General features: G+C 69.7%; 24 protein-coding genes. 19 read left to right on the top strand and 5 right to left on the bottom strand.

Annotation, left to right across the window (positions count from 1 at the left end; genetic code table 11):
* Window positions 1–11: 11 nt before the first annotated feature.
* Genes GM656_RS05550 through GM656_RS05535 form a run of 4 tightly spaced genes read left to right on the top strand, consistent with a single transcriptional unit; the run spans window position 12 to window position 3,688 of the window.
* On the top strand, window positions 12–440 hold the full coding sequence (locus GM656_RS05550) for a DUF5791 family protein (RefSeq protein ID WP_162412679.1): 429 nt from the start codon (window positions 12–14) through the stop codon (window positions 438–440).
* Complete coding sequence (locus GM656_RS05545) at window positions 437–1,327, top strand: SDR family oxidoreductase (RefSeq protein ID WP_162412678.1); 891 nt, start codon at window positions 437–439, stop codon at window positions 1,325–1,327. Before GM656_RS05550 ends, GM656_RS05545 begins: the two co-directional genes overlap by 4 nt.
* A 48-nt stretch (window positions 1,328–1,375) precedes the next feature.
* Window positions 1,376–2,560 carry a DHH family phosphoesterase gene (locus tag GM656_RS05540; protein ID WP_162412677.1) on the top strand — a complete coding sequence of 395 codons (1,185 nt, stop codon included), beginning with the start codon at window positions 1,376–1,378 and terminating at the stop codon, window positions 2,558–2,560.
* 42 nt (window positions 2,561–2,602) lie between these two features.
* Complete coding sequence (locus tag GM656_RS05535) at window positions 2,603–3,688, top strand: aldo/keto reductase (RefSeq protein ID WP_162412676.1); 1,086 nt, start codon at window positions 2,603–2,605, stop codon at window positions 3,686–3,688.
* On the opposite strand, the gene GM656_RS19030 is transcribed toward GM656_RS05535, so the two are convergent.
* Window positions 3,689–3,859, bottom strand: a complete 171-nt coding sequence (locus GM656_RS19030; protein WP_174242940.1) for an HVO_0758 family zinc finger protein — start codon at window positions 3,857–3,859, stop codon at window positions 3,689–3,691. It lies immediately after the preceding gene.
* A 119-nt stretch (window positions 3,860–3,978) separates the two neighbouring features.
* On the opposite strand from GM656_RS19030, the gene GM656_RS05530 reads away from it, so the two are divergent.
* From GM656_RS05530 to GM656_RS05510, 5 genes are all read left to right on the top strand, one after another.
* Complete coding sequence (locus GM656_RS05530) at window positions 3,979–5,115, top strand: MFS transporter (RefSeq protein WP_162413210.1); 1,137 nt, start codon at window positions 3,979–3,981, stop codon at window positions 5,113–5,115.
* Between the two features lie 32 nt (window positions 5,116–5,147).
* Window positions 5,148–5,618 carry a DUF7109 family protein gene (locus GM656_RS05525; protein ID WP_162412675.1) on the top strand — a complete coding sequence of 157 codons (471 nt, stop codon included), beginning with the start codon at window positions 5,148–5,150 and terminating at the stop codon, window positions 5,616–5,618.
* A 75-nt stretch (window positions 5,619–5,693) separates the two neighbouring features.
* The gene (locus GM656_RS05520) at window positions 5,694–6,314 is read left to right on the top strand and encodes an NUDIX hydrolase (RefSeq protein WP_162412674.1); all 621 of its coding nucleotides are present in this window, start codon (window positions 5,694–5,696) and stop codon (window positions 6,312–6,314) included.
* Window positions 6,315–6,373: 59 nt separating this feature from the next.
* Window positions 6,374–7,159, top strand: coding sequence for a DUF7388 family protein (locus GM656_RS05515; protein ID WP_162412673.1), 786 nt, complete (start codon window positions 6,374–6,376; stop codon window positions 7,157–7,159).
* Entirely contained in the window at window positions 7,160–8,260 is a 1,101-nt protein-coding gene (locus GM656_RS05510; protein ID WP_162412672.1) for an NAD(P)/FAD-dependent oxidoreductase, read from the top strand.
* 35 nt (window positions 8,261–8,295) lie between these two features.
* Here GM656_RS05510 and GM656_RS05505 read toward each other — a convergent pair whose 3' ends face one another.
* Both GM656_RS05505 and GM656_RS19025 read right to left on the bottom strand, forming a co-directional pair.
* Window positions 8,296–8,796 (bottom strand): Hsp20/alpha crystallin family protein, encoded by a 501-nt coding sequence (locus tag GM656_RS05505; RefSeq protein ID WP_162412671.1) that lies wholly within the window; start codon window positions 8,794–8,796, stop codon window positions 8,296–8,298.
* Entirely contained in the window at window positions 8,793–8,951 is a 159-nt protein-coding gene (locus GM656_RS19025) for a DUF7559 family protein (RefSeq protein WP_174242939.1), read from the bottom strand. The genes GM656_RS05505 and GM656_RS19025 overlap by 4 nt, the downstream gene beginning before the upstream one ends.
* A gap of 148 nt (window positions 8,952–9,099) precedes the next feature.
* On the opposite strand from GM656_RS19025, the gene GM656_RS05500 reads away from it, so the two are divergent.
* The 9 genes from GM656_RS05500 (at window position 9,100) to GM656_RS05460 (ending at window position 19,842) form a co-directional block, all read left to right on the top strand.
* Window positions 9,100–9,897 carry a DUF429 domain-containing protein gene (locus GM656_RS05500; RefSeq protein WP_162412670.1) on the top strand — a complete coding sequence of 266 codons (798 nt, stop codon included), beginning with the start codon at window positions 9,100–9,102 and terminating at the stop codon, window positions 9,895–9,897.
* 85 nt (window positions 9,898–9,982) lie between these two features.
* Window positions 9,983–11,938 carry an ABC transporter ATP-binding protein gene (locus GM656_RS05495; RefSeq protein ID WP_162412669.1) on the top strand — a complete coding sequence of 652 codons (1,956 nt, stop codon included), beginning with the start codon at window positions 9,983–9,985 and terminating at the stop codon, window positions 11,936–11,938.
* A 63-nt stretch (window positions 11,939–12,001) separates the two neighbouring features.
* Window positions 12,002–12,346 (top strand): DUF4112 domain-containing protein, encoded by a 345-nt coding sequence (locus tag GM656_RS05490; protein WP_162412668.1) that lies wholly within the window; start codon window positions 12,002–12,004, stop codon window positions 12,344–12,346.
* A gap of 45 nt (window positions 12,347–12,391) precedes the next feature.
* Window positions 12,392–14,107, top strand: a complete 1,716-nt coding sequence (locus tag GM656_RS05485; RefSeq protein ID WP_162412667.1) for a radical SAM protein — start codon at window positions 12,392–12,394, stop codon at window positions 14,105–14,107.
* A gap of 93 nt (window positions 14,108–14,200) precedes the next feature.
* On the top strand, window positions 14,201–16,021 hold the full coding sequence (locus GM656_RS05480; RefSeq protein ID WP_162412666.1) for a flippase-like domain-containing protein: 1,821 nt from the start codon (window positions 14,201–14,203) through the stop codon (window positions 16,019–16,021).
* Window positions 16,022–16,303: 282 nt separating this feature from the next.
* Entirely contained in the window at window positions 16,304–17,275 is a 972-nt protein-coding gene (locus tag GM656_RS05475) for a transcription initiation factor IIB (RefSeq protein WP_162412665.1), read from the top strand.
* 76 nt (window positions 17,276–17,351) lie between these two features.
* Window positions 17,352–18,242 carry a methyl-accepting chemotaxis protein gene (locus GM656_RS05470; RefSeq protein ID WP_162412664.1) on the top strand — a complete coding sequence of 297 codons (891 nt, stop codon included), beginning with the start codon at window positions 17,352–17,354 and terminating at the stop codon, window positions 18,240–18,242.
* A gap of 37 nt (window positions 18,243–18,279) precedes the next feature.
* Entirely contained in the window at window positions 18,280–19,308 is a 1,029-nt protein-coding gene (locus tag GM656_RS05465) for a DNA-methyltransferase (protein ID WP_162412663.1), read from the top strand.
* Window positions 19,309–19,425: 117 nt separating this feature from the next.
* Window positions 19,426–19,842 (top strand): DUF6677 family protein, encoded by a 417-nt coding sequence (locus GM656_RS05460; protein ID WP_162412662.1) that lies wholly within the window; start codon window positions 19,426–19,428, stop codon window positions 19,840–19,842.
* Window positions 19,843–19,871: 29 nt separating this feature from the next.
* Here GM656_RS05460 and GM656_RS05455 read toward each other — a convergent pair whose 3' ends face one another.
* Window positions 19,872–21,038, bottom strand: a complete 1,167-nt coding sequence (locus GM656_RS05455; RefSeq protein WP_162412661.1) for a 3-dehydroquinate synthase II — start codon at window positions 21,036–21,038, stop codon at window positions 19,872–19,874.
* A gap of 275 nt (window positions 21,039–21,313) precedes the next feature.
* Here GM656_RS05455 and GM656_RS05450 point away from each other — a divergent pair, with 275 nt between their 5' ends.
* The gene (locus tag GM656_RS05450) at window positions 21,314–22,675 is read left to right on the top strand and encodes a P-loop NTPase (RefSeq protein ID WP_162412660.1); all 1,362 of its coding nucleotides are present in this window, start codon (window positions 21,314–21,316) and stop codon (window positions 22,673–22,675) included.
* Here the strand turns inward: GM656_RS05450 and GM656_RS05445 are convergent.
* Complete coding sequence (locus GM656_RS05445) at window positions 22,672–23,475, bottom strand: 2-amino-3,7-dideoxy-D-threo-hept-6-ulosonate synthase (protein WP_162412659.1); 804 nt, start codon at window positions 23,473–23,475, stop codon at window positions 22,672–22,674. The genes GM656_RS05450 and GM656_RS05445 overlap by 4 nt on opposite strands.
* Window positions 23,476–23,491: the final 16 nt, after the last annotated feature.

Here is a 23,491-nt window from a genome sequence, read left to right as displayed (position 1 = left end):
TACCGACGCTCATGCTCAGAGGCGAGTTTCCCGAGGCTGGGGAGCAGTCACCAGAGGCGTTGCTCGCGGCCTACGCGACAGTACTGACCGAGACGGTCGATTCAGTCGGCGTCGACGCCGTCGTCGAGGCGTCGGGGCTCGACCGAGGCGTCGTGGGAGCGTTCGCCGACGGGGACATCGCTGACCGGACGCTGGAAGAGGCGGTCGCCGTGCTGGCGACTGACCCTGATCGACCTGACGCCGACGCGCTCCAGGCGGAGGCCCAGGACATCCTCCTGATGGGGATGACGACGGCCGTGATGGACGTGGAGTCGCTGGCGTCCGGCCTCGACGACCGGCTGGAGCCCAAGGAGATCCAGCAGAAGATCGAGGGCCGGTTCCCGATCACGCTCGAGGAGTACGCCACGCTCCACAGCCACATCGAGGGCGAAAAGCCGTGACGGCGCGCGTCGCGATACTGGGCTGTGGCTACGTCGGCCTCGAACTCGGCCGGCAGCTCCGCGACGAGCACGAGGTCGTCGGCGTCCGCCGCTCCGACGAGGGCGTCGCACGAATCGAGGACGCGGGCTTCGACGGCGTTCGCGCCGACGTGACCGACCCGGACTCGCTGTCCGCCGTCCCGGACGCCGACTGGCTCGTCTTCGCCGCGAGTTCCGGCGGCAGGGGGGCCGACGCCGCGCGCGAGGTGTACGTCGACGGGCTGGAGACGGCCATCGACCACTTCTGGTCGCGCGAGGACGCCCCAGAGCGGCTGGTGTACACGTCGAGCACCGGCGTCTACGGCGACCACGGCGGCGCGTGGGTCGACGAGGAGACGCCGCTGGACCCGCAGACCGAGAAGACCGAGGTGCTGGCCGAAGCCGAGCGCGTCGCCCGCGAACGGCCGACGGAGTACGGCGGCCACGGGAGCGTCGCCCGCTTCGCCGGGCTGTACGGTCCGGACCGCTACCGGCTGGAGCGGTACCTCGACGGACCGGTGACGGCGGGCTACCTCAACATGGTCCACCGGGACGACGCGGCCGGCGCGGTCCGCTTCCTGCTGACCGAGGGGCGCCGCGAGGAGGGCGTGCTGGTCGTCGACGACGAACCCGTCGAGAAGTGGGCCTTCGCCGACTGGCTCGCCGAGCAGTGCGACGTGCCCTTCCCGCCCAAGCAGACGACCGAGGAGCGACTGGACGACCCCGACCTCTCGGAGACGGCGAAGCGGCGCATCCAGACGAGCAAGCGCTGCTCGAACGACCGACTGCGGTCGCTGGGATACGAGTTCGCGTACCCGACGTTCCGGGAGGGATACCGGGACGCGATCCGGGACTACCGGCAACAATAGCTTGTTCTTGGGGAACTTTGATAACAACAGGCTGGCCATGAGCGTGGTATGAGACGCGTTGCCGCCGGCGGGTTACAGATCGACGCCGCCGCGGCGTACGCCATCGAGAACCCCCTGCTGGTCGCCGGCGTCGTCGTCGCGCTGGTCGTGCTCGCCGGGGCCGGCGTCTGGCTCTATCGGTATCTCGGCCGGACGCCCGGGGAGCGGTTGCGACGGGCGCTTTCGGACTACGATCGGCTCGCGGTCCTGATGCACCCCAATCCGGACCCCGACGCGATGGCCTCGGCGCTCGCCGTCGACCAGCTCGTCGCGGGCACCGACACGTCGGTGTCGCTGCTGTACTCCGGCGAGATTCGTCGCCCGGAGAACCGGGCGTTTCAGACCGTCCTGGATCTGGACTTCGACCGGATCGAGAGCGTCGACGACGTGGACGCGGAGGCCGTCGTCCTCGTCGACCACAACCGTGCGCGGGGCTTCCCGGGCGCGGAACAGATCGATCCCGTGGCCGTCGTCGACCACCATCCGGGCGACGGGGAGGGCGAGCGCTTCACCGACGTTCGGACGGACTACGGGGCGTGCGCGACGATCCTCGCGAGCTACTTCAACGAACTCGAGTTCGAGTTCACCGAGTCACAGACGAACGGCGATCTCGACATCGACGCGGCCCCGGCCGACACCATCCCCACCGCGCTCGCGACGGGGATGATGTACGGCATCCAGTCGGACACGCGCTCGCTGACCAACGGCTGTACGTCGTCGGACTTCGCGGCCGCCGCCTTCCTCTACGACGGGATGGACGGCGACCTGCTCAACCGCATCGCCAACCCCCAGGTCGACGCCGAGGTGCTCGACGTGAAGTCGCGGGCGATCACGAGCCGGGAGGTGCGCGCTCCCTACGCGTTCAGCGACGTGGGCGAGGTGTCCAACACGGACGCCATCCCGCAGGCGGCCGACGAACTGGAGACGCTCGAAGGGGTCTCGGCGGTGGTCGTCGTCGGCGAGAGCGAGGGGAGCATCCGCGTCGCCGGCCGCTCCCGGGACGACCGCGTCCACATCGGCCGGGCCATCGAGGCCGTCGTCGACGACATCCCCATGGCCGAGGGCGGCGGCCACGCCCGGATGGGCGGCGGGAAGGTCCCCGTCGAACACATGGCCGGCCTCGGGCCGAGCAGCGGCGTCTCGCGCGAGGAGTTCAAAGAGCGCGTGTTCGCCGCGATGGCCGGCGAGCTGTAGGGCAATCTCGGTCCTTTTGTCGCTCGCCCGCCAACGGTCGGTATGGCCACACGGGAGGCGACCTGGGCGTACCGGGACGACCACGACGAGTTCGCGCGCACCTTCTACCGCCGGTTCGGCGACGGCGTCGTCTCCAGCGTCGGCGTCGGCACGTACCTCGGCGACCCGACCGACGAGCGCGACGCGAGCTACCGCGACGCCATCGTCACGGCGCTGGAATCGGGCGTCAACGTCGTCGACACGGCGATCAACTACCGCCACCAGCGCTCCGAGCGCGTCGTCGGCGAGGCCGTCGCGGACGCCGACGTGGACCGCGAGGCCGTCGCCGTCGCGACCAAGGGCGGGTTCGTCCCCTTCGACGGGGACCACCCGGACGACCCCGGCGCGTTCGTCCGGTCGGAGTACGTCGACACCGGTCTCGTCGACCGCGACGACCTCGTCGCGGGCCAGCACTGCATCGCGCCGGCGTTCGTCGACGACCAGTTCGACCGGTCGCTCGACAACCTCGGGCTCGACACAGTGGACCTCTACTACGTCCACAACCCCGAGACGCAACTGCAGTCGAAGTCCCGCGACGCGGTGTACGATCAGCTCGAAGGGACCTTCGAGCGCCTGGAGGAGCGGGCGGCCGCGGGCGACCTCCGCTACTACGGCGTCGCGACGTGGGAGGCGTTCCGCGTCCCGGCGGACCACGACAGCTACCTCTCGCTGCCCGAAGTCGTCGAGCGCGCCCGTACGGCGGCGTCGGCCGTCGGCAACACGGCGACGCACCTCCGGGCGATCCAGCTCCCGTTCAACGTCGCGATGGCCGACGCGTTCACCGTCGCGGCCCACGACGGAGCTGAAGGACCGCAGTCGGCGCTGTGGTTCGCCCACGAGGCCGGGCTGGACGTGTTCACGAGTGCGTCCATCATGCAGGGCCAGTTGGCCGCCGAGATTCCCGACGAGGTGGCCGCGCGGCTCTCGGGCGAGACGAGCGCACAGCGCGCGATCAACTTCGCGCGGAGCGCGCCGGGGGTGACCTGCTCGCTGGTCGGCACCGGCTCGGTCGAACACGCGAGAGAAAACGTCGACGCGGGCCGGTACGAACCGCTCGGCGCGGACGCGTTCGACGCCGTCTTCCAGTAGCTACCCGAGCTCTTTCCACTCGCTGCCGCACTCGGGGCAGACCCGGATCTTGCCGACCTCGTCGGGGTCGTTGTCCGTCGCGAGCGGCTCGTCGCAGGCGGTACAGGAGAGCCGGCCGTAGTTGTCCTTCTCGACGTCGCCGGCCCGCAGGGCCTTTCGCACTGAGTCCATACCAGACTCTGTGCCACCCGCGAGTAAAAACCCCGTGGGGCAGTTTCGGAACGTTGTTCACGGATTCCGGAGAAGGATCGGCCGTGTCTCGCCGTCGCGTCTTCGGATCGCTGCTGGGGATGGTGTTCGTCATCAACCTCGCCAGAGTCGTGTTCGCGCCGCTCATCGAGCCCATCCGGGCGGCGACGGGTGCGACCGACGCGACGCTCGGCCTGCTGGCGACGATGGCGTGGGCCGGTAGCGCGCTCCCCCGCCTCCCGACCGGCTACCTGCTGACCCGCGTCTCGCGGGCGAAGGCCATCCTCGGCTCGGGCGTCGTGCTGACGCTCGGCACGACGGTCGCGGCGCTGGTGGTCGAGCCGCGACACCTGCTGATCGGCGCGTTCGTCATGGGACTGGCGAGCGGCGTGTACCTCACCGCGGCGAACACGCTGGTCAGCGAGCTGTTCCCGAGCCGACCCGGTCGCGCGCTCGGGGGGCACGGCGTCGCCGCCCAGCTCGCCGCCGTCGGTGCGCCCGCGCTGGTCTCGTTCGTGCTCGTCGTCGGCACCTGGCGGACGGCGCTCCAGTGGATGGCGGTTGCCGCCGCGGTGATGACCGTCGTCTTCACGCTCGTCGCACGGCGCGTCGACCTGCCGGAGGCGGGTACCGAAGACCGCGACCTGCTCGGGGCGGCCCGCGCCCAGTGGCACATCATCGCCACGAGCGTCGCCACCATCGGCGTCGCGGGGATGACCTGGAACGGCCTGTTCAACTTCTACGTCACCTACGCCACGAGCGTCGGGCTGACCGCGGGCCAGGGCCGGACGCTCCTGACAGTGGCGTTCGGGGCCGGCATCCCCGCGTTCTACGTCAGCGGCCGGCTGGCCGACCGCCTCCCGTCGGTCCCGTACCTCCTCGTCATCTTGACGGCGTTCACCGGGTGCGTGCTGGCGTTGCCGTCGCTGTCCGGATTCTGGTCGCTGGCCGCGTTCAGCGTCGTCGTCGGCTACGTCATCCACAGCCTCTTTCCGGCGATCGACACGTACCTGCTGGGCTCGCTCCCGGACCGCCACCGCGGGAGCGCCTACGCGACCTACGGCGCGGGGATGATGCTGTGTCAGGCTCCGGGGAGCGCGCTGATCGGGACCCTCCTCGACCGGGGCGTCGCGTTCCCGACCATCTTCCGCTGGCTGGGCTTCGCGCTGCTCGCGGTCCTGCTCGCGCTCGTCGCGCTGCACCTCGACGGCCGCCTCCCGCGGGCGGCCGAAGCCTAAAGGCTGAAGCCCCTCGACACCGCGTGACCAGTATGGACCTGACGCCGGACGAACTCGCCGGCGTGGTCGACCTCTTCGGGTCGCTCACGCGGGCGGAACTCCGGACGGCCCGGGACGAACTCGCGTTCAAGCGGGGCGTCGAGACCGACCCGGACGACTTCGAGTCGGCTGTCGACGACGCCGTCGCCTCGTACCACCTCGTCGCCGTCCCGGACCACGACGCGGACGCCGACGAGCCCCTGCTGGTGGTCGGGCCGGTCGCGTTCCCCGCGCTGCCAGAAGGGGCGGCTGACCTGCCGCACATCATGGACGTGCCACCGCGGGACCTCTCCCGTCAAGCCGTCGTGGAAGCCGTCAAGTCGCGCTTTCGCGACGACGCCGTAGTGGCCGTCAAGGCCGGTGACGACGACCGAATCCGGACGCTGCTCGACGTGAGCTACGACATCGAGGCCTGGGAGGACGTGGACATGGACGGCCTCCGGGACCGACTCGACGACGTGTGAGCCGATCGGCGGACGCGACCGTCGAGCCGCTGACGACCCACGCGAATTAAGGCCGCCCGTTGCCTACGACGTGGTATGGAGTTCGACCGGGTGGCGGCCCACGAGCCGGTCACCGTGGAGGACGAGCCGCGGGAGGCGGCCGTCGTCGTTCCGGTCGTCAGCCGCGCCGACGGCGAGTCGATCCTGTTCACGAAGCGCGCCGACCACCTGCCGGACCACCCCGGGCAGATGTCGTTCCCCGGCGGCGGCTACGAGCCCGAGGACGACGACCTGCTACAGACCGCCCTCCGGGAAGCCAACGAGGAGATCGGGCTCGACCCGATGGCGGTCAACGTCGTCGGCCGCCTCGACGACATCCGGACGATCACGCGCTACTCGGTCCGGCCGTTCGTCGCCCGGATTCCCGACCGCACCTACCAGCCGTCGGACGAGGAAGTCGCCGAGGTCGTGACGCTCCCGGTGTCGGAGCTGATCGACCTGGAGAACTACGAGTCCGAGCAGCGCGACCACCCCCACTACGGCGAGATTCGGCTCCACTTCTTCTACGTCGACGGCTACACCGTCTGGGGAGCGACCGCGCGGATGCTCGTCCAACTGCTCGAACTCGCGACCGACTGGGACGTGCCGCCCGAACCGGACCGCTATACGGGCCCCGACGACGACCTGCCGCCGAGCGTGCGCGACGAGGTACAGTGACTGCCGGCGGACGAGAACGACAGGATTTTGCGACCCCGGGTACGTGATAGGCTAACTGAATGACTTCGCTCACTGGGCCGCGACTCGCCGCGGCCGGCATCGACGCAGTGGCGCTGAAGCCGACCGAGGTCGACGTGTCACGCGCGGTCGACCTCGACGTAGACACGTTCGCCATCGACTACGAGGGGGCCGACCACGTGCCGGCCCCGGAGGCCGTCGAACGGCTGTCCGACCACGCCGAGGTGCGCGTCACCACGCCGATCCGAGCCGACGGCTACGACCCGCTCGACGACGCGAGCGCGGTCGAGCGGCTCCCGGCGCGCGCGAAGCGCGTCCTCGTCGCGGGCCACAGCGCCTACCTCTCGGACGACGAGGTGAATCGTGCCGTCGCGCCGCGACTGCGGGCCGCCGCCGACGCGACCGACGACCCGTGGGTCGGAACGGAGGGCATCGAGCGGCTCGCGCTCGCCGTCGGCGGGACGCAGTACGAACTCCTCTCGCGGACCACGGCCCGTGACGTGCGGACGCTCCGGACAGCCGGCTTCGAGGGCGACATCGCGGTGTACGCGCCGCTGGTCCTCTCGGCCAGCGAGGACGCGGTGCTCGACGCCGTCGGCGACTACGCCGCCCGGCGCGCGCCGGTCCGAAAGGCGCTGCCCGAGGGCGCGCCGACCGACAGCCGCGCCACGGGGCGCGCCCGCGACGTACTGGCCCAGGCCGTCCGCGACTACGCGCTCGTCGGATCGGTGGAGACGGTGGCCGAGCGGACCGAGCGACTGCACGACCTCGGCGTGGACGCCGTCGTCGGCTACCCGGCACGCGGACTGGACCCCTTCCTCCCGTAGATGACCACCGTCGCCGTCGTCGGCGGCGGGGCCGTCGGCCTGGCGACCGCCGGTGCGCTCGCTCGCCGCGGCGCGTCGGTGACCGTCTACGAACGCGCCGAACTCGGCAGCGGCGCGACCGGGCGCGCAGCGGGCATCTGCTACGACGCGTTCGCCGACGACGTGGACGCGAGCGTCGCCCGGGCCGCCCTTGCCCGCTACCGCGATCTGGATCTGTTCGAGTCCCGGCCGTACGTCTGGGTCGCCCGCGACGAGAGCGACGCGCGGGCGGTCCGCGAGCAGGTCGAAGGGATGCGAGCGAACGGCGTCGCGGTCGAGACGCTCTCTCCGGGCGAACTCGGCGAGCGCTACCCCGCGCTCGCGACCGGCGGGGTCGAGGTCGCGGGACTCGCCCGCGACGCCGGCCTCCTCGACCCCGAGCGCGTCGTCTCGACGCTTGCTGACCGCGCTCGCGAGGCCGGCGCGACCATCGAGACCGGAACGACGGCGTCGCTGGCGTCGCCGATGACGGTCGAAACAGACACGGAGGCGCGCGACTTCGACGCCGTCGTGGTCGCGGCCGGCCACGCGAGCGCGCCGTTGGTCGCGGCCGTCGATGTCTCGCTCGCGGTGAAACCCTACCGGGCGCAGGCGCTCGTCACAGCGCCGGTGGACGCCGACCTGCCCTCGTTCTACGACGCGACGGCCGAGTTCTACTGGCGGCCGAAGGGCGACGGCCTGCTCGTCGGGAACGGCGCACACGAGGTCGACCCCGCGGACTGGAACCGGGACGCGGATCCCGAGTTCGTCGAGCGGAGCCTGGCCCGCGTCGCCCGGTCGACGACGCTCGATCCGACGCGGGACCGGTCGTGGGCCGGCCTCTGTACGGCGACGCCGGACGGCGACCCGCTCGTCGGCCGGATCGCGGACGGCCTCTGGGTGGCGACCGGGTGGCAGGGCCACGGGCTCATGCGCGCCCCGGCGATGGCCGACTACCTCGCGGCCGACGTGCTCGACCGGCCGAATCCGCTCTCGGAGCACCTGCCGGCCCGCGTCGACCCGACCCGGTTCGACGGGTCGGAGTCGTTCGACGCGCTTGCCGACCCCACCCGTGACTGGTGAGGTGAAAGACAGCGTCAGAAAACGTAGACGGCCGCTCAGTCCTCGGTCCCGTCGGTCTGCTCGTCAGCGTCGTCGGCATCGGCGGTGTCCACGGCCACGTCGGTCTCGTCGCCCGATTCGACGGCGTCTTCGGCGGATTCGTCCTCGTCGTCTTCGGCCGACTCCGCGACTTTCGGGACGCGGACGTGGAGCGTCCCGTTGCTCTTGAGCGTCGCCCGAGCCGTCTCCGGGTCGACGTCGGCGTCCCCGGGGAGGGTGACGCTCCCGTCGAGCGAGAGGCCGCGGCCGGGGTAGCGCATGTCGAAGCCCTCGTAGAACTCCCGGAAGCGGTCGACGCGGACTTCGACGCGGTCGTCGACGTAACGCACCTGGATGTCCGAGGCCGTCGCGCCCGGGGTGTCGAAGACGACGAGGTAGGCGTCGTCGGACTCCAGCAGGTCCGACGGCAGGGATTTGTTCTCCTGGACGCGACTCGCGGCCCGCCCCAGGTTCTCGAAGATGGCGTTGCCGATGGACGACCCGATATCCCGGATCATAGCTCGATCTCGTCCAGGCACTCGGTCCCGCCGCAGTACGGACACGAGAACGCCGCGAGTTCGACATCGTCCGGCATGTCGTACGTGTAGTGCATCTCGAACATGTCGAGTTCGCAGTCGTCGTCCGTGCAGACGACCTCCATCGTGGCTGGCATAGTATTCCGTTGGTCCGTCGCGGACAAACCCCTTACGGACGGGGCGAGGCCCAGGCCGTGACCGCGGCGCGCCCGGCGTCGGTGAACGCTGGAAAGCGTCGAACCGACGGGTCCCAACATTGATGTCGATTCCATCGAACTGGGTGGTATGTGTTCACTGGTCCTCGGTGTCGACTTCAGCGGCGCGGCGGCCGCCGGCGACGCGCTCTGGGTCACCGAGGCGACGCCGACGGCCGACGGACTGCGCGTCGAGGACTGCTACCGCGGGACCGACCGGTGGGGCCGGGACCGCGAGGCGGCCCACGCCGGACTGGTCGCCCGCATCGCCGACGACGAGGTCGATGCGGCCGGGCTCGACTTCCCGTTCAGCCTCCCGCAGGCGCTGCTCGACGCCCAGTGCGGCGGGACGTGGGCTGGGTTCGTCGACTGGGTGGCGAGCGCCGGCGGACCCACCGACCCGGAGTCGCTCTCGGAGGTCTGCCGACACACCGCCGAGATGGTCGCTGGCAGCCGTGACCTCCGCCGGGAGACGGACTTCCGTCGGGGCGCGCTCTGCCCCTACACCAATCGGACCCGGAGCATGACGCTCTACGGCGTCCGCGACGTGCTCGGGAAGCTTCGAGACGACGACTCGACGGCCGTCGTTCCGATGCAAGAACGGGACGCAGACACGGTCGTCGCGGAGGTGTACCCCGCCGCGACCTTCGGCTGGCTGGGCTGCTACCGCGAGGGGTACAAGAACGCCGACGGAGCGCGCCCGCGCCGGGAGGCCAACGTCGCGGCGGTCGAGGCCTGTAGCGTCGCGCTCGGCGAGCACCGCGGGTCGTACCTCGACAGCCACGACGCGCTCGACTCGCTGGCCGCCGCCGTCTCCGCCGCCCGCCTCGCCGACGGGGCCGCCCCGCCGCTGTCCGGCCCCGAGAGCGAGGGCCACATCTACGTCTGACCGGGCGGGTCCGCGGCCGCGACGGGTCGCCGGTACTTCTGCGACGAAAGCCGCCATATTTCAGTTTCCGCCCCAATGACCGTCTATGCCCGACGACCACGGCGGCTTCGAGGGCGTCCGCGAGAACGTCGACGGCCACCCGATGGTCAGCCTCGTCGGGTACGCGTCGCCGTACTGGCTCCGGCTGACCGTCGGCGTGCTGGCGGCGTTTTGCACCCGCTTCGCCCGCCTCGTCCCGCCGATCGTCGTCGCCGCGGCCATCGACCGCGTCGTCCTCAGTAGCGGGACGCCGGGGCTGCTGACCGACGCGGGGCTGCTGCCGGCCGGCGAGATCGCGACCGAGGCCGCGAAGCTCACCTTCCTCCGGCGGCTCGTCGCCATCGCCGCCATCGCGTACCTCGTCCGGTCTGCCACGCGCTTCGGCTCGCGGTACCTCCTGCAGTCCAGCGCGCAGAAGATTCAGCGCGACCTGCGCAACGACACCTACGACCACCTCCAGCACCTCTCGCTGTCGTTCTTCGCGAACCACCAGACCGGCGCCATGATGTCGATACTCAACAGCGACATCAACAGGCTGGAGTCGTTTCTCAACACGGAGTTCCGCCAGCTCATCCGGGTGGTGGCGACCGTCGGGGGCATCGCCGTCGTCCTCTACACCTACTCGCCGAGACTGGCGCTCATCGCGCTCGCGCCGGTCCCGGTCATCGGCGTGGCGAGCGGCTTCTTCCTGACGTGGATCGAGCCGCGGTACCGCTCGATCCGTCAGACCGTCTCGCGGCTCAACACCCGCCTGGAGAACAACCTCAGCGGTGCGGCGGTCATCAAGGCCTTCGACCGCTACGACTTCGAGCGCCGGCGCGTGACCGAACAGAGCCAGACCTACCACGACGAGAAGGTCGCCGCCCTGCGCGTCCGCCGGGCCTTCTTCGCCGGCCTCCGCCTGCTGACCGGCGTCGTGTTCGTCCTGATCCTCTACGTCGCCGGGCTCGACTTCGTCACCAGCCCCGACGGCGAGGCGGCGCTGTCAGCCGGCGCGTTCACCGCCTTCTTCCTCTACATCCGGCGACTGTACTCGCCGATGCGCCGCGTCGGCAAGTCCGCGAACAAGTACCAGCTCGCCAAGTCCAGCGCCGAGCGCGTCTTCGGCCTGCTCGGGCAGGAGCCGTCCGTCACCGACCCGTCGGACCCGTACGAACCGGAGCGCGTCGACGGCGACGTGACGTTCGACGACGTGACTTTCGGCTACGGAGACGAGCCCCCGGTCGTCCGGAACGTCTCGCTCGACGTGCCCGACGGGGCGACGGTCGGGCTGGCCGGGCCGACCGGAGCCGGGAAGTCCACCCTGCTGAAACTGCTGCCCCGGTTCCACGACGTGGACGAGGGGACCGTCCGAGTGGACGGCGTCGACGTGCGCGAGTACGGTCTTCAGGCGCTCCGGCGCGACATCGCCGTCGTCGAACAGCAGCCGTACCTGTTCTCCGGGACCGTCGCCGAGAACATCGCCTACGGGGACCGCGACGTGCTCGACGCCGAGCAAGCCGTTGCGGACGGGGACGAGACGGACCGTGAGCGGCCGGCGGCGGGACCCGGCGACGACCACCAGGCGGCCCGCGAGCGCGTCCGCGAGGCCGCCCGCGCCGCGCAGGCCCACGAGTTCGTCAGCGATCTGCCCGAGGGCTACGACACCCAGATCGGGGAGCGCGGCATCAAGCTCTCGGGCGGCCAGCGCCAGCGCGTCGCCATCGCCCGCGCCCTCCTGAACGACCCGGAGATCATCGTCTTCGACGAGGCGACCAGCGACGTGGACACGGAGACGGAAGACCGCATCCAGGAGAGCATCGAGCGATTGGTCGCGGACCGCACCGCGTTCGTCATCGCCCACCGGCTGTCGACGATCCGGGACGCCGACCGCATCGTCGTGATGGACGACGGCGAGATCGTCGAGCGCGGCACGCACGACGAACTGCTCGCGGCGGACGGCGATTACGCCGACCTCTGGTACGCACAGGCCGACGACCGTGCGGTCAGCGCCGACGACTGAGCCGACCGTGCCGACTGTTTGCCTGACCGACACTTCCTTGGTCCGTCCCGTCGTGGACGACGTATGGCGACCGAACCGCCGGCGCTCGGCCGCGTCCGAACGATCGCCCACCTGCTCGACGAGAGCGTCCGCGTCCCCGGAACCGGCTTCCGCGTCGGTCTCGACCCGCTGCTGGGCCTCGTCCCGTTCGTCGGCGACGTGCTGGCCGCGCTCTGCTCGCTGTACATCGTCGCCGAGGCCGCCCGACTGGGCGTCCGCAAGCGGACGCTGGTCCGGATGCTGTTCAACGTCGCGCTGGACACGCTGCTCGGGAGCGTCCCGTTCGTCGGCGACTTCTTCGACGCCTACTGGAAGGCTAACGTGAAGAACGCGAACCTCCTCGCGGCGGCCCTCGACGCCGACGACTGAGGCCGACCAGACACGGTTTTGAGTGTCGAGCGTCAAGCGACGGGTATGACCGACCCCGAGACGCTCGACGTGACCATCGTCGACGGCTACGTCGACGAGCCCGCGCACTTCGGGGTCCCGCCGTACGTCTCGACGTACCCGCGGTACGCCGCCGGCGCGATGGTCGACGCCGGCGTCCCCCGCGAGCAGATCACGTACCACACCATCGACGAACTCCGGGATGACAACGCCGTCTGGCGCGACGTGGAGGAGGCGGACCTGCTCGTGTACGTCGGCGGGATGACCGTGCCCGGCAAGTACGTCGGCGGGACGCCGGCCGAGCCCGACGAGGTGCGAAAGCTCGCCTGGACGGCGAACGGCGCCTCGCTGATGGGCGGTCCCGTCCGCTTCGGCGTCGGCGAGGCCAACGAGGGCGCGAGCGAGACGGCGCGCGACGATCTGGACTTCGACTTCCTGGCGATGGCCGACGTGGAGGCCGCGGTGTACGACCTCGTCGACTCCGGGCTGGAGGGGTTCAACGACCGCTACCGCTCGGTCGAGGAGGAGACCCGCTGGGCCCGCGCCGGCGCGTTCGTCGTCGAACAGCACCCGAACCACCCCGACTACCTCATCTGCGAACTGGAGACCTCCCGGGGCTGTCCGTACCGGTGTTCGTTCTGCACGGAGCCGATGTACGGCGACCCGGACTTCCGCCCGCCCGAGAGCGTCGTCGACGAGGTGGACGCCCTCTCCGACCGCGGCGTCGGACACTTTCGGCTGGGCCGGCAGGCCGACATCCTCGCCTACGGCGGCGACGGCGAGGCCCCGAACCCCGACGCGCTCCGACGGCTCTACGGCGGCATCCGCGAGGTGGCCCCGGATCTGGAGACGCTCCACCTCGACAACATGAACCCCATCACGGTCGTGAAGTGGCCCGAGAAGGCCCGCGAGGGAATCCGCATCATCGCCGAGCACAACACGCCCGGCGACACCGCCGCCTTCGGCCTGGAGTCGGCCGACCCGAACGTGATGAGCGACAACAACCTCAACGTCACCGCCGACCAGTGCTTCGAGGCGGTGAAGATCGTCAACGAGGTGGCCGGCTGGCGGCCTGGAGGAGAGTCGGATACTGCTCCGAACTTCGGCGACGACGCCGCCCGCCGCCTTCCGAAGCTGCTGCCCGGCATCAACCTCGTCCACGGGCTGAAAGGCGAGACGAAGGAGACGTTCGAACACAACAAGCGGTTCCTCCAGCGCGTCTACGACGAGGGACTGATGCTCCGCCGGGTGAACATCCGCCAGGTGATGGCCTTCGAGGGGACGGACATGGCCGACACCGGCGCGGAGATCGCCCGCGACCACAAGAAGCTGTTCAAGCAGTACAAGCGCGAGGTCCGCGAGGAGATCGACAATCCGATGCTCCAGCGGGTCGCGCCGCCGGGGACCGTCCTGCCCGACGTGCACCTGGAGTACCATCAGGACGGAAAGACGTTCGGCCGGCAGCTGGGCACCTACCCGCTGCTGGTCGGTATCCCCGGCGAGCGCGAACTCGGGCGGACCATCGACGTGGCCGTCACCGACCACGGCTACCGCTCCGTGACCGGCGTCCCCTACCCGCTCGACCTCAACAGCGCGTCGATGGCGGAACTGGCGACGATTCCGGGCGTCGGGAAGAGCCGCGCCGGCGACATCCTCGTCGGTCGGCCCTACCAGACCGCCGGCGAAGTGGACGATGACCTCGCGAAGTTCGTGACCGCGCGGTCGCCCGAGGGCGCGGACTGACGGTGCTGGCTGCGAGCGTGCCGATTTCGTCGGTCGACCGCGGTTCGAGCCGAACAGAAGGTACTTTTGTGTCGCTCTCGCAACCATAGGGCAATGAGTTCCGGCGTCGAGGTGAGCGTCGTCCTCCCCGCCTACAACGAGGCGGACACCATCGAGCAAACGGTCTCGACGACGCTCGCGACGCTCGACGCCTTCCTCCCCGAGGGCACGTACGAGGTCATCGTCGCTGAGGACGGGTGCTCCGACCGGACGCCGGAGATCGCGACGCGGCTCGCGCGCGAGGACGATCGCGTCCGCCACGTCCACAGCGACCAGCGCCTCGGTCGCGGCGGCGCGCTCGAGTACGCGTTCGAGCGGGCCGTCGGCGAGACGCTGGTGTACTTCGACACGGACCTCGCGACGGACATGGACCACCTTCAGGAGCTCGTGGACGCGATCCGGGTCGAGGGCTACGACGTGGCGACTGGATCCCGATGGCTCCCCGAGAACCGCGCCGACCGGCCGGCCAAGCGCGGCGTCCCGAGCTTCGGCTACAACGCGCTCGTCCGGACGGTGCTGCGGTCCGACCTGCGAGACCACCAGTGCGGCTTCAAGGCGTTCGACCGGACGGCGCTGGAGACGCTGCTGCCCCGCGTGCAGGACGAGCACTGGTTCTGGGACACGGAACTGCTCGTCAAGGCCCAGCGCGACGGCTACCGGGTCAAGGAGTTCCCGGTCGACTGGACGCCCAAGGGCGACTCGAAGGTCGACATCGTCCGCGACGTCTTCGGCATGGGCAGCCAGATCCTCCGGACGTTCTGGGAGCTGTCGGTCAGCCCGCGCATCACGCGCGAGGTGTCGCTGGGCGCGGGCACGATGCTCGTCGTGCTCGCCCTCCTCCTGATGACGCAGTACCTGAACCCCGAGCGGGTGCTGGCGGAGATGGCCGGCGCGGCCCCCGAGGTCGTGGCGCTCTCGGCGCTCGTCTACGCCGCCTCCTGGCCGCTCCGTGGCTTGCGCTACCGGGACATCCTCGTCTCGATGGGGTATCGCGAGCGCTGGCAGTTCCTCACCGGCGCTGTATTCATCAGCCAGACCGGGAACCTCGTGTTCCCCGCGAGGGCGGGCGACGCTGTCCGGGCCTACGTCGTGAAGGCCCGCCGCTCGATCCCTTACCCCAGCGGCTTCGCGTCGCTGGCCGTCGAGCGCGTCTTCGACCTGCTGACCATCACGCTGCTCGCCGGCGTCGTCATGATGGGTCTGGCCGCGACGGGGTCGGCCGGCGAACTGCTGTCGGCGCTCTCGGGCGGGTCGGTCGGCGGCGACGCGGCGAGCAGCGGACGGACGGCCGTCGCGGTGGCCGGCGGGGTCGGCCTCGCGGCAATCGCGGCGGTCGCCGTCATCGTCGGGAGCGCCCGCACGGACCGGAACTTCGTCCGGACGGTCGTCGGCCGCCTGAGTGAGGACTCCTACGCCGACTACGTCGCGGGCGTCGTCGAGCGGTTCGTCGGCGACGTCCAGACCGTCGCCGCGGACGGCCCGGCCTTCGCCCGCGTCGGCGCGGGCAGCCTGCTCATCTGGACGCTCGACGTGGTCACGGCGCTGATCGTCTTCGAGGCCTTCGGCTACGGGCTGACGCCCTCGCTGGTCGCCGTCGGCTTCTTCGCCGTCAGCGTCGGGAACCTCGCGAAGGTGCTGCCGCTGACGCCCGGCGGCATCGGCCTCTACGAGGGCGCGTTCACCGTCATCGTCGCGTCGCTGACACCGGTCGGCGTCGCCGCAGCGCTCGGCGTCTCCATCGTCGACCACGCGGTCAAGAACGGCGTCACCATCGCCGGGGGCCTGGGCTCGATGGCCTGGCTCAACGTCTCGCTGACGACGGCGGTCGAGGAGTCCCGAACGGCCGAGGCCGTCGAACCGGAGACCAACGACTGAGACGGACCGCTGCAGTGGCTATCACCGAGACCGTCGATTTCGGATAGTCACTGCCGAACTGACGGACTGCGATCCGCGTGAACGACAGCGACCGGGTAACCCTCATCATTGTTACTTTAATCGGCATGGGTGAGTGCCCCAAACGTACGTCTCGTGACGTGTGCGGTGGATATCTGACCGGATACCGAAACCATTTAATAACTTTCGTTGGAACACAGTATTACCGACTGCCTCCGGGTTTTACGACGTATCCTACCCGGTGAGCCCCCGCCTTCGCAACCAATGAGTGAACACACACTGACGCGACAGCAACGTGAGGAACAGACGGAGTCGACCGAATCGACCGAATCGACGGCCACGGCGTGTCCGGAATGCAGCGGCTCGCTCGTCATCGACGACGAGCACGGCGAGACGGTCTGTGAGGACTGCGGCCTCGTCGTCGAGTCCGACGAGATCGACCGCGGCCCCGAGTGGCGCGCGTTCGACTCCAGCGAGAAAGACGAGAAGTCCCGCGTCGGCGCGCCGACGACGAACATGATGCACGACAAGGGCCTCTCGACCAACATCGACTGGCGAGACAAGGACGCCTACGGCAACTCCCTGTCGGGCAAGCAGCGCCAGAAGATGCAGCGCCTGCGCAAGTGGAACGAGCGCTTCCGTACCCGCGACTCCAAGGAGCGCAACCTCAAGCAGGCGCTGGGCGAGATCGACCGCATGGCGAGCGCCCTGGGTCTCCCGGAGAACGTCCGCGAGACCGCCAGCGTCATCTACCGCCGCGCGCTCGACGAGGACCTCCTGCCCGGTCGTTCCATCGAGGGCGTCTCGACGGCCTCTGTCTACGCCGCCGCGCGGCAGGCGGGCGTCCCGCGCTCGCTCGACGAGATCACGGAAGTCTCCCGCGTCGAGAAGAGCGAGATCGCGCGGACCTACCGCTACGTCGTCCGCGAGCTCGGCCTCGAAGTCCGGCCCGCTGACCCCGAGAGCTACGTGCCGCGCTTTGCCTCTTCGCTCGAACTCTCCGACGAGGCCGAGCACCGCGCCCGCCAGCTCCTCCAGAACGCCAAGGAGCAGGGCGTCCACTCCGGGAAGTCGCCGGTCGGCCTCGCCGCCGCCGCCGTCTACGCCGCCGCACTCCTGACCAACGAGAAGACCACGCAGGCCGCCGTCTCCGAGGTCGCCGACATCTCCGAGGTCACCATCCGAAACCGCTACCACGAGCTGTTGGAAGCGGAGCAGGACCTCCCCGTCGCGTGAGAGCGCCCCGCACGTAGAATCAGGGGTGATAACTGCGGAGGTACGTTTACTGCGGTGGCGGCGTTTTCTCCGGTAAATGACGGTAAATCCGGACGAGACCAGTCAGCAACTGACTGGCGAGACTGACGTATCCGTTTCCGACATCGGAACGGCGATCGACGAACTGCTGCACACGTCCGAGGACGTCTCACAGAGCTCACAGGAGATCAGCGAGCTCGCACACGACCAGTCCGACACGATGCGCGAGGTCGCGAGCGAGGTCTCGAATCTCTCGGCGACCGTCGAGGAGGTCGCCTCCAGCGCGAGCCAGGTCCGGCAGGTCAGCGACAGGGCCCGAGACCTCGCCGACGAGGGCCGTGAGGTGGCAGACGACGCTATCGACGCGATGGAGTCCGTCGACGAGGCCAACACCGACGTGGCCGAGGACGTGGAGCAACTCCGCGACCGCATCGACGAGATCGACGACATCGTCGAGGTCATCAACGACATCGCCGACCAGACGAACATGCTGGCGCTGAACGCCTCCATCGAGGCCGCACGCGCCGGCGAGGCCGGGAGCGGGTTCGCCGTCGTGGCAAACGAGGTCAAGAGTCTCGCCGAGGAGTCCCAGCAGAACGCGACGGAGATCGAACAGCTCGTCGCCAACATCAAGGCGGACACCGAGGACACCGTCTCCAGCATCGACCACGCGAACGACGAGGTCGAGGAGGGGATCGACCAGGTGCGCCGGGCCGTCGAGATCCTGCGCGACATCGACGACGCGGTCAAGGAGGCCGCCCGCAGCGCCGAGGAGGTCGCCTCCGCGACCGACGAGCAGGCCGCCTCGACCGAAGAAGTCGCCAGCATGATCGACGAGACGGCCGACAGCGCCGAGCGGGTTGCCGACGAGATCGAGCAGATCGCCGCCGCGAACGAGCAGCAGACGGCGAAGATCAACGAGGTGCAGCGCGAGCTCGGCGAGCGGTAACCGCAAGACTAGAGTCGGTCCCTCCGCTGGGACCGGTATGGAGACGACACACCGGGTCCACACCGGTGACGCCCGCGACCTGCCGCTCCCGGACGACAGCGTCGAGCTCGTCGTCACGTCGCCCCCGTACCCGATGATCGAGATGTGGGACGACATCTTCGCCAGCCTCGATCCCGCAATCGGGGACGCGCTGGACGACGGCGACGGCGACCGCGCGTTCGCGCTGATGCACGACGTGCTCGATTCGGCCTGGGACGAACTGGCGCGCGTGCTCGCCCCCGGCGGGATCGCCTGTATCAACGTCGGCGACGCGACGCGCTCGCTCGAGGACGGCTTCCGCTCGTACCCCAACCACGCGGAGATCACGAACCGGCTGACCGGCCACGGACTGCGCGCGCTGCCGGACATCCTCTGGCGGAAGCCGACCAACAGCGGCGCGAAGTTCATGGGGTCGGGCATGGTCCCGCCCAACGCCTATCCGACGCTCGAACACGAGCACGTTCTCGTCTTCCGCAACGGCGAGCGCCGCCGCCTCGAACCGGGAGCGGACCGACGCTACGAGAGCGCCTACTTCTGGGAGGAGCGCAACGAGTGGTTCTCGGACCTCTGGGAACTGCCAGGGGAGACACAGGCGATCGACGACGGCCTCCGGGACCGCTCCGGCGCGTTCCCCCTGACGGTCCCCTACCGTCTCGTCTCGATGTTCTCGGTGTACGGCGACACCGTGCTCGACCCGTTTCTCGGCACCGGGACGACGACGCTCGCGGCGATGGTCGCCGGCCGGAACTCCGTCGGGGTCGACCGCGACCCGGACCTGCTTGCCGCGCTGGACCGCCGGGTCGGCGACGCTTCCGAACGCTCCCGCTCGCTGGCCCGCGAGCGCCTCGACGCCCACCGCGAGTGGGTCGAACGCCGGCGCGCCGACGGCAAGGAACCGGGCTACGAGGCCGAGTACTACGACTTCGCCGTGAACACGAAACAGGAGCGGCGCGTCCGTTTCTACGCCGTCGAATCGGTCGAGGCGACCGACGACGGCTTCCGCGTCGTCCACGAGGCGGTCGAGTGAGCGCCTCGGTCGCCGAGTGCGCTACTGAGCGGAATCTGAGAGGCTCCCGGAGCGGCGTCGTCGGCCGGAATCGGCGGGTCGGAAGATATAGGGGCGTGCGAACCGGACCCGGCGAGTATGACTGATTCAGGGCGCAAGCGGCCGCTGCTGGCTGTCGTGCTTGCGTTCATCTTCCCCGGGCTCGGACACTTCTATCTCCGCAAGTGGGGGCGGGGACTGCTCTGGCTCGGGCTCACGCTCGCGGTGTCCACACTCCTCGTCGTCACCGGGACCGTCCAGATGGTCGACGAGTTCAGCACGGAGGCCGTCCTGGCGGCGTATCGAGCGCGGCCCCAGGAGGCGACCATCGCCTCGGTCGTGGTCTCGACGCTCAACGTCGCCGACGCCTACTGGGTGGCGATCAGAGAGAACCGGTCTCAGGAGGTCGAATCGGGCAGGAAGTGCCCCAACTGCGGCCGAGAACTGGACCAGGACATCGACTTCTGTCACTGGTGTACGACCCGGCTCGAACCGGTCGAAGCGGACGGCCAGTAGCGGTCGCGGTCGACCGGCGCTCGCCGGACCTACTTCTCGATGATGCTCTCTTCGATCTTCTCGCCGAAGTGCGTCGCCGTGTCCTCGTGGTAGACGAGGATCTCGTCGCCGGGTTCGAGGTCGGTGACGGCCGTGCGCCCGTCGCGGGTGTGGACCTTGATGGTCTCCGCGTTCTGCAGCAGCGTCTCGATGCGGTCGCCGTCCTCGGTCTCGGCCTGCACCCGAAACATCGGGCGCTTCTCGATCTTCGCCCGGCCGACGATGGCCTCGCGAGTGCGCCCGTTCGCGTCGACGATCTGGACCTCGTCACCTGACTGGAGTTCCGAGAGGTACTTCGTCCCGCCGTCGGGGGTGCGGACGTAGGCGTGGACCGCGCCGGCGTTGACCCGGAACGGCCGGGAGGCGACGTAGGGCGACTCGGCCGTCTCGGCGTGGACGAAGAACAGGCCGCGGGCCATCGACCCGACGAGCATCCCCTCGTCGTGCTCCATGAGGTTGCCCGTGTCGATGCAGACGCGGTCGGCCGACCCGGTCTGTTCGATCGCGGTCACCTCGGCGTACTGCAGGTCGAGGGACTCGCGGCCCATCTCGTCGCGGACCTCCACGGTCCGCCTGATCTCGTCGAGGTCGTCCGTGTCGAGCAGGACGCCGTCGGCACCGTGCTCCAGCGTCTCGTACGCCGTGCGGGCGTCCTCGGCGGTCTTGACGCCGGTGATGAGGTCCGTCTCGTCGCCGACGCGGGCGATGAGGTTCTCCAGCGGGATGATCTGCCAGTCCTCGCCGATGACGATGGTGAAGTCGGCCTCGGCAGCGACCGCCTCGGCGAAGGCCTCGTAGTCCTCGTCGAAGATGCGGACGTAGCCGCCGTCGGGGGCCGCGCCGTTCTGCCGGAGCGTGGAGAGGTCCGCAGAACCGGAGAAATCGGAGGGTAGATCGACCGTGCCGTCGCCCTCGCCGTCCTTCCCGACGATGGTCGCGTCGGCGTTTGACTCCTCGGCCTCGGCCTCCATGACGTGGACGTCGCCGTTGGTGAACGCGGCGATGTTGATCGCGCCGAGTTCGGAGACGCGCTCCACGTCGGCCTCGTCGACGAGGACCCAGTCGACGCCGGCCTCGATGCCGGCGGTGATTCGTCGCTTTCGTGTCTCCCAGTCGCCGACCTCGCCGTCGGCTTTGAGCCACACGCTTCGTGTCATACCCCCACGTGTGCGACGGTGGGGCTTGAACGTGGCGGACCCGGCGTCGGTGGCTCGTTTCCGGCCCCGACGACGGGCGCGCGTGACGGGGTACCGCGACCGTTCAGCCCACGGTGGAAAGTCGGCAGAAATAGAGGCGGTTTCGTTCGAAGAACAAATTCTACCCGAGTTGTCGTTAGTTTAGGCAGGACATTCATAAGAAACCAAATGTTAGTCAGTAGACTTATCATCGAATATTACTAACAGGCAACTTGACTGATAAGGTCCAGATAGATATGGTTACTAACCACGTATACACGGTCGCGGGGGCGAAAGGGGGCGTCGGGAAGACCACGACGAGCATCAATCTCGGGACGATGCTGGCCGAGGCGGGCTACTCGACGGTCGTCGTCGAGATGGATCTGGCGATGGCGAACGTCGTCGACTTCCTCGACATGGACCTGGACACGGACGAGGCGACGACGTTTCACGACGTGCTCGCCGGCGACGCGCCGATCGCGGACGCGATGTACGAGACCGAGGTCGGACTGTCTGTCGTTCCGAGCGGGACGACTCTCGACGGCTACGCGGCGACGGACCTCGACCGACTGCCCGACATCGTCGAGGACCTGCGCTGGCACCACGACGTGGTCCTCCTCGACACGCCGGCGGGGCTGAGCGAGGAGACGATTCGGCCGCTGCAGCTCGCCGACGACGTGTTGCTCGTCTCCACGCCGCGGGTCTCGTCGATCCGAAACGTCGGGAACACGCAGGAACTCGCCGACCGAGTCGACGCGCCGGTCAGAGGACTCGTGCTGACGAAGTCGGGGACCGGGGCCTCGCCCGGCGCCGACCAGATTGCCGACTTCCTCGGCGTCGAACTGCTCGGCCACGTCCCCGAGGACGACGCGGTCCCGCACGCCCAGGACGGCGGCGCTCCCGTCGTGCTGGACGCGCCGAAGAGCGGCGCGGCCGTCGCCTACCGGAAGATCGCCCGCCAGCTCGTCGAGACGGAGAAAGCGTCGAGCGGCGACGCGACGGTCCACGAGGAAGCGGACGACGCCGGCAGCGGATCCGAACCGAGCGGGGCGGGGCCGATCCGTCACGGCGAGGCGGCCGCCGACAGCGCGACCGACGGCGGGCGCGTCCAGTCCAGCGAGTTCGACGACGACAGCGACCTGCTGGGGCCGTCGCCGCCAGGGAGCGCGGACGCCGCCCCGGAACAGCCGACCGAAGACGCCCCCACGGAGCCGACCGACGGCGCGCCCGGCGATGTCGCCGGCGAGTCCGAACCGGGTACGGTCGAGGACTCGAAGGAGGACGCGGAGCCGTCTCGGGGGGCGACGGGAACCGCGGGGGACGACGGCCCCGACGCAGTGACCGACGCCGACCGCGCCGTCGCGACGGCCGGCCAGCACGGGACCGCGACTGACGCCGGCCGCGACGACCGCGACGGCGCGACCGATACGGACGAGGGGGAGACGGCGGCCGAGGACGACGGTGGGTCGCGGTCCGACGCGACGCCCCGACGGTCCGGCGACGAGACCGACTCGGCGTCGGCGACCGACGCGGCCGCCGCTGACGAGGAACGGGGGTCGGAAAACGATGGGTCGTCAGACGGTCTCGGGACGAAGGTCCGCTCGCTGTTCGGCCTCTAGGCCTCGACGGGCAGTTCGGCTTCTCGCAGCGCCGCCTCGGTCGTGGCGTCGTCGTGGACGACGGCGGAGACGGCGCGAGCGATCTTCTCGGGGTCGTCGTGCTGGAAGATGGAGCGCCCCATCGAGACGCCGGCGGCCCCGGCGTCCATCGTGCCCCGCACCATCCGGACGGTCTCCTCGTCGCTTCCCTTCGCGCCGCCGGCGATGACGACGGGTAGCGACGTGGACTCGACGACGTGCTGGAAGGTGTCGGCGGAACCGGTGTAGCCCGTCTTGACGATGTCCGCGCCGAGTTCCTCCGCGAGTCGGACGGCGTGGCCGACCGACTGATTGTAATCGTCGTTCTCGGGATCGATGTCCGGGCCGCGGGCGTAGGCCATCGCCAGCACCGGGAGGCCGTACTGACTGGCCTCGGTGGTCAGCTTCGAGAGGTCCTCGATCTGGCCGGGTTCGTGCTGGCTACCGACGTTGATGTGAAAGGAGACGGCGTCGGCCCCGGCGCGGATGGCGTCCTCGACCGTTCCGGTCACCCGCTTGTCCTGCTCGTCGGGCCCGATGGTCGTCGAGCCGTTGAGGTGGACGATGTAGCCCGCGTCGTTCTTGTTCGGGTGGACACGGCCGGCGATGCCCCGCTGGGTGAGGACGGCGTCCGCGCCGCCGCTCGTGACCGCGTCGATCGTCGATTCGATGTCTTTGAGCCCCGTTACGGCCCCCATTGTGATACCGTGGTCCATCGGGACGATGACGTACGTGTCGTCTGTCCCGATGCGTTCGAGTCGTGCGCGCTTTCCTGCGGTCATGTTATGAGACTGTGTG

Origin of the sequence: Haloarcula salina (assembly GCF_010119195.1) — an archaeon.
In the GTDB taxonomy this organism is placed as follows: Archaea; Halobacteriota; Halobacteria; order Halobacteriales; family Haloarculaceae; genus Haloarcula; species Haloarcula salina.
This window is presented reverse-complemented; position numbering and strand designations above follow the sequence as displayed.